Here is a 5,872-nt window from a genome sequence, read left to right as displayed (position 1 = left end):
AAATGAAATCTACAGGTGAGGCTTTGGGTAGTGATGTAAACTTAGAAAAAGCATTATATAAAGCATTGGTTGCCAGTGGTGTGAGTGTTCCAACACATGGAAATGTATTAATGACAATTGATGATGAAAATAAACAAGAAGCATTAGAATTAGCGAGACGTTTCGCAAATATCGGATATGGAATCTATGCGACGAAGGGAACGGCAGATCTATTTGAAAAAGAAGGATTGTATGTTCACCGTGCTAGCAAGATTGAAACAGAAGATGGTAAAAACGTTCTAGACATTATTCGTAATGGACGTGTAAACTTTGTCATCAACACAATGTCTAATAAGAAGAACACAAGTGCCGATGGATTCTTGATTCGTCGTGTATCTGCAGAAAATAACATTTCTTGCATGACAAGTTTAGATACAGCGAATGCATTGGTGAAAGTTTTAGAGTCATTGAGTTTCTCAATGGTTTCTATGAATGAAATGGGGAAATAGTATGCAGGAATTTGCGAAGATTCTATCGAATGTCAAAATCGCAAATGATATTTGGAAGATGGAATTGAAAACAGGCTTAGCTAAAACAGCTAAGCCTGGTCAATTCATTGAAATCACAGTTCCAGGTTTCTATTTGCGAAGACCCATATCGATTAGTGAAATTAAGGAAGATGTTTTAGTCATTATCTACAAGGTGCTTGGTGAAGGTACTTTACAAATGACTGAACTTGAAGGAAAATTAGATATCTTTGGTCCTTTAGGAAATGGGTTTCCAATTGAAGATAAAGAAGAAGTTTTGTTGATTGGTGGAGGTGTTGGTGTACCACCACTATATGAAACAGCCAAACAATATTTAAGTAAAGATGCACGTGTAACTGTAGTATTAGGTGCAAATGATGCCGGTAGCGTATTCTATGTGGATGAATTTAAGGCTTTAGGATGCGATGTATATGTCGCAACCATGGATGGTTCATTGGGTACAAAGGGGACGGCATTGGATGCAATCAAAGAAAACAATGTGACATGTCCATTTGTGCTTAGCTGTGGACCTTTACCTATGTTAAAGGCAATCAACGAACAATATAGTGAAGGCTATATTTCATTAGAAGCTCGTATGGCATGTGGTCTAGGTGCTTGTATGGGATGTGTTGTGAAAGATGTAGAAGGACATTCATTACGTGTATGTAAAGATGGTCCTGTATTTGAAATGAGAAAGGTGGCTTTATAATGGATATTTCAGTAAAACTACCTGGATTAAATTTAAAAAATCCAATTATTCCAGCTAGTGGATGTTTTGGATTTGGTAAAGAATATGCCGAACTATATGATTTGAGTGTATTAGGTGGTATTGCCATTAAATCGGCTACGCCACAAGAGCGTTTTGGAAATCCTACACCAAGAATTGCCGAAACTCCAATGGGAATGTTGAATGCGATTGGGCTACAAAATAAGGGCGTAGATTCAATTATCAAAAACGAACTTCCATTCCTTGCACAGTATGATACAGAAATCATGGCCAATGTGGCGGGTGCATGTGAAGAAGATTATGTAGAGGTTATCAAGAAATTAAATGATCAGCCAGTAATCAAGGCTTATGAATTAAATATTTCTTGTCCTAATGTAAAACATGGTGGTATTGGTTTGGGAACGAAACCTGAGCTTGCAGCACATGTGACAAAGATTTGTAAGGATGCAGCTACAAAACCTGTATATGTGAAGCTTTCACCAAACGTAACAAATATTGTAGAAATTGCCGAAGCCGTTGAAGAAGCCGGTGCAGATGGCATTGTATTGATCAATACTTTAATGGGTATGCGCATCAATTTGAAGACGGGAAAACCATTACTTGCCAATGTAACAGGTGGTCTTTCTGGTCCTGCCATTAAGCCAGTTGCCTTAAGAATGGTATATCAAGTGGCACAAGCTGTAAATATTCCAATCATTGGTGTTGGTGGAATTACTTGTGCAGAAGATGTATTGGAATTCTTAAATGCTGGGGCAAGTGCTGTTGAAGTGGGGGCCCAAAACTTTGTGGATCCTTATGTATGTCCAAAAATCATTGAGGATCTTCCAAAAGTATTAGAGAAATATGGATATAAGAATATTGAAGAAGCAGTTGGAAGGAGTTTTAAATAATGAGTAAGACAATTGTAGCACTAGATTTTTCTAGCAAAGAAGAAGTTGTAGATTTCTTAAAACAATTTGATGAACCTGTATATGTAAAGATTGGTATGGAATTAACATATGCGTGTGGTTTAGAAATGGTAAAAACAGTGAAGGAAATGGGGCACCATATTTTCTTAGACTTGAAATTGCATGATATTCCAAACACAGTTAAGGGTGGAATGAAAAACTTAGCGAACTTAGGTGTAGATATTGTCAATGTACACTGTGCTGGTGGTATTGCGATGATGAAGGCTGCCATTGATGGTTTGAATGAAGGGGCTAAAGATGGAAAACGTCCTATGTGTATCGGTGTAACTCAGCTTACTAGTACTTCTAAAGAAGCTATGAATAACGAATTAGGAATTCCAGGTGAAGTGATTGATTGTGTTATTAGATATGCGAAGAATGCCAAAGAAGCAGGCTTAGATGGTGTTGTATGTTCCGTACATGAAGCTAAGGCGATTCACGAAGCTTGTGGAGAAGACTTCTTAACAGTTACTCCTGGTATTCGTTTGGCAAGTGATTCTAAAGATGATCAAAAACGTGTTGCCACTCCAGCATTTGCGAAAGAACAAGGTTGTGATTATATCGTAGTGGGTCGTTCAATTACTAAGAGTGCAAACCCTGTTGAAACATACAAGGAAATTGAAGCAACTATGTCAAAATAAGGTGTGAGAAATCGCATCTTTTTTTTACTTTTTTATTGAAATTTTCATGATTTGTGGTAGTATACTAAACAGAAAAAATATAGCGATTTTTTTCAAAGGAGGATATCTATGATCAAGAACCCAGTTTTATTTATGAAAAAAACGTCAGTGGTTGAGATGAATAGTATTCTTCGTAGTGCTATACTTTTTAATGGTTCCATTTAAAGATTGGCAATGTATTGTTTGCTAATCTTTTTTTTGAGTAAATAACAGAAAGGACAAATTATGGAAAGACTTTTGATTTTAGAGGATGGAAGTGTATATCGCGGAACAGCGTTTGGTAGTGACAACTTCCAAATTGGTGAATTGGTATTTAATACGTCAATGACGGGTTATCAAGAAATTTTAACAGATAATTCATATTGTGGGCAAATTGTAATGATGACATATCCATTGATTGGTAACTATGGAATCAATCGTGATGACAATGAAAGCATGGTTCCATGTGTATTTGGATTTGTCGTTAAGGACTATTGTGAATTTCCAAGCAATTTCAGATGTTCAGAAACATTAGATGATTTCTTAAAACGCGAAAATATTCCAGGTATTTATGATATTGATACACGTGAAATCACAATGAAGATTCGTAACGTAGGTACCATGAAGGCAGTTATGGCTGATGTGGATGCCAATGTAGATGCGATAGTTGCTGGTTTAAAAGCCACTGATTTTTTACATGATCAAGTGGCTCGTGTTTCGACAAATAAAGTATTCCCAATCCCAAATCGTGGTAAGAAAGTTGTATTGATGGATTTTGGGGCAAAATTAGGTATTGTTCGTGAACTATCAAAACGTGGATGCGATTTAGTGATTGTTCCATATGATACACCAGCAAGCACAATCTTATCTTATCGTCCAGATGGCGTTATGTTGTCGAATGGTCCTGGTGATCCTACCGATGTAAAAGTCGCTATTGAAACGATTAAAGAATTGATTCCTCAAACGGTTGTATTTGGAATTTGTCTAGGTCATCAGTTGATATCTTTGGCTTGTGGTGCAAAAACATATAAATTGAAATTTGGACACCGTGGAGCTAACCATCCTGTAGTTAATCTTTCAACAGGTAAAGTAGAAATTACTTCTCAAAACCATGGTTTTGCGGTAGATATTGATAGCTTGAAGGATACGCGCTTGGAAATGACACACCAAGCATTAAACGATAAAAGCTGTGAGGGTGTTCGTCATAAAGACTATCCTTGTTTTGCGGTGCAATATCATCCAGAAGCAAGTGCAGGACCTGAAGATTCTCGTTACTTGTTTGATCAATTTATTGAATTAATGGAGGAGAATAAAAATGCCTAAACGTACAGATATCAAAAAAATCTTAGTTATCGGATCTGGTCCAATTATCATTGGTCAGGCAGCTGAATTTGATTATGCCGGAAGTCAGGCATGTCAATCTCTTCGGGAAGAAGGTTATGAAGTTATTTTAATTAACTCAAACCCTGCCACAATCATGACAGATACTGCCATTGCGGATCGTGTTTATATTGAACCTTTGACTGTAGATTTCGCAAAACGCGTTATTTATAAAGAAAGACCCGATGCCATTTTAGGATCATTGGGTGGTCAAACAGGATTAAACTTAGTTGTAGAATTACATGAAGATGGAATCTTAGATGAGTTTGGTGTAGAAATTTTAGGTACAGACCTACATGCGATCAATCGTGCAGAAGATCGTGAATTGTTCCGATCTTTAATGCAGGAAATCAACGAGCCAGTACCAGAAAGTATGATTGTTCATACAGTAGAAGAAGCTGTTGAATTCGCAAACCGCGAAGGATATCCATTAGTTGTTCGTCCAGCTTATACACTTGGTGGAACGGGTGGAGGTTTCGCCGATGATGAGGCTGAACTTCGTGAAATCTGTGATTCAGGATTAAAGGCTAGTCCTGTACATCAATGTTTGATTGAACAAAGTATTGCCGGATATAAAGAAATCGAATACGAAGTAATGCGTGATGCCAAAGACAATGCGATTGTCGTATGTAATATGGAGAACATTGATCCAGTAGGTGTACATACAGGAGATAGTACGGTTGTTGCGCCAGTTCAAACTTTGACAGATCGTGAAAATCAAATGCTTCGTAATGCATCTTTGAAAATTATTCGTGCATTAAAAATTTGTGGAGGATGTAACGTACAGTTGGCATTAAATCCAAATAGTTTTAAATATTATGTCATCGAAGTTAACCCTCGTGTATCTCGTTCATCTGCTCTAGCTAGTAAGGCAACAGGATACCCAATTGCGAAGATTAGTGCTAAATTAGCGGTTGGTTTAGGTTTAGATGAAATTATTAACCCAATTACTAAAACAAGTTATGCATGTTTTGAACCTGCATTAGACTATATTGTAACGAAATTTGCGCGTTTCCCATTTGATAAATTCCCTAATGCAGATCGTCATTTAGGAACTCAGATGAAGGCAACTGGTGAAATTATGTCGATTGGACGTAACTTTGAAGAATCTTTCTTGAAGGCAGTTCGCTCTTTAGAGATGAAAGTGGATCATATATACAAAAAAGAATTGGCTGGATTAACGAAAGAAGAATTACTTGAAAAAATCAAGAAGTGTGATGATGAAAGAATTTTTGCGGTTACACAGTGGCTTCGCAATGGATATGATATGGAAACCATTCATAATGTGACGAAAATGGATGATTTCTTCTTGTGTCACTTGTCAAGAATTATCAGTTTAGAAAAGCTAATGATGGAAAATCCCAAAGATGTTGAAGTTTTGCGTAAATTAAAGAAATATGGTTTTGCGGATAGCTACATTGCACGTAACTGGGAAATGAAAGAATTCGATTTATATAACTTGCGTAAAGAAAATGGAATCACGCCAGTATATAAGATGGTAGATACTTGTGCGGGTGAATTCAAGAGTGCAACTCCATACTTCTATTCAAGTTATGATAATAAAAATGAATCTGAACGTACAGATCGTAAAAAAATCGTTGTGTTAGGTTCAGGACCAATTCGTATTGGACAAGGTGTTGAGTTTGACTATGC

General features: G+C 36.8%; 5 protein-coding genes and 1 pseudogene. All 6 read left to right on the top strand.

Annotated features, from left to right (window positions below; genetic code table 11):
• A pseudogene (locus KTQ83_RS11100) lies at nt 1–488 on the top strand (carbamoyl-phosphate synthase large subunit); the annotation flags it as partial.
• 1 nt (nt 489) lies between these two features.
• Nucleotides 490–1,215 (top strand): dihydroorotate dehydrogenase electron transfer subunit, encoded by a 726-nt coding sequence (locus tag KTQ83_RS11095; protein ID WP_227403416.1) that lies wholly within the window; start codon nt 490–492, stop codon nt 1,213–1,215.
• Nucleotides 1,215–2,123: a dihydroorotate dehydrogenase gene (locus tag KTQ83_RS11090; RefSeq protein WP_222621033.1), complete on the top strand. Its 909-nt coding sequence runs from the start codon at nt 1,215–1,217 to the stop codon at nt 2,121–2,123. Before KTQ83_RS11095 ends, KTQ83_RS11090 begins: the two co-directional genes overlap by 1 nt.
• The gene (pyrF, locus tag KTQ83_RS11085; RefSeq protein WP_117926750.1) at nt 2,123–2,821 is read left to right on the top strand and encodes an orotidine-5'-phosphate decarboxylase; all 699 of its coding nucleotides are present in this window, start codon (nt 2,123–2,125) and stop codon (nt 2,819–2,821) included. Before KTQ83_RS11090 ends, pyrF begins: the two co-directional genes overlap by 1 nt.
• Before the next feature lie 261 nt (nt 2,822–3,082).
• A complete protein-coding gene (carA, locus tag KTQ83_RS11080) occupies nt 3,083–4,162 on the top strand; it encodes a glutamine-hydrolyzing carbamoyl-phosphate synthase small subunit (protein WP_217256835.1) in 1,080 nt (359 codons plus the stop codon).
• On the top strand, nt 4,155–5,872 hold a 1,718-nt coding region (gene carB, locus KTQ83_RS11075), incomplete at its 3' end, for a carbamoyl-phosphate synthase large subunit (protein WP_217256833.1). The genes carA and carB, both read left to right, overlap by 8 nt.

The sequence above is a fragment of the Holdemanella porci genome (assembly GCF_019052655.1).
GTDB classification, from domain to species: domain Bacteria; phylum Bacillota_I; class Bacilli_A; order Erysipelotrichales; family Erysipelotrichaceae; genus Holdemanella; species Holdemanella hominis.
The sequence above is the reverse complement of the archived record's forward strand: the minus strand, read 5'-3'. Positions and strand labels throughout refer to the sequence as shown.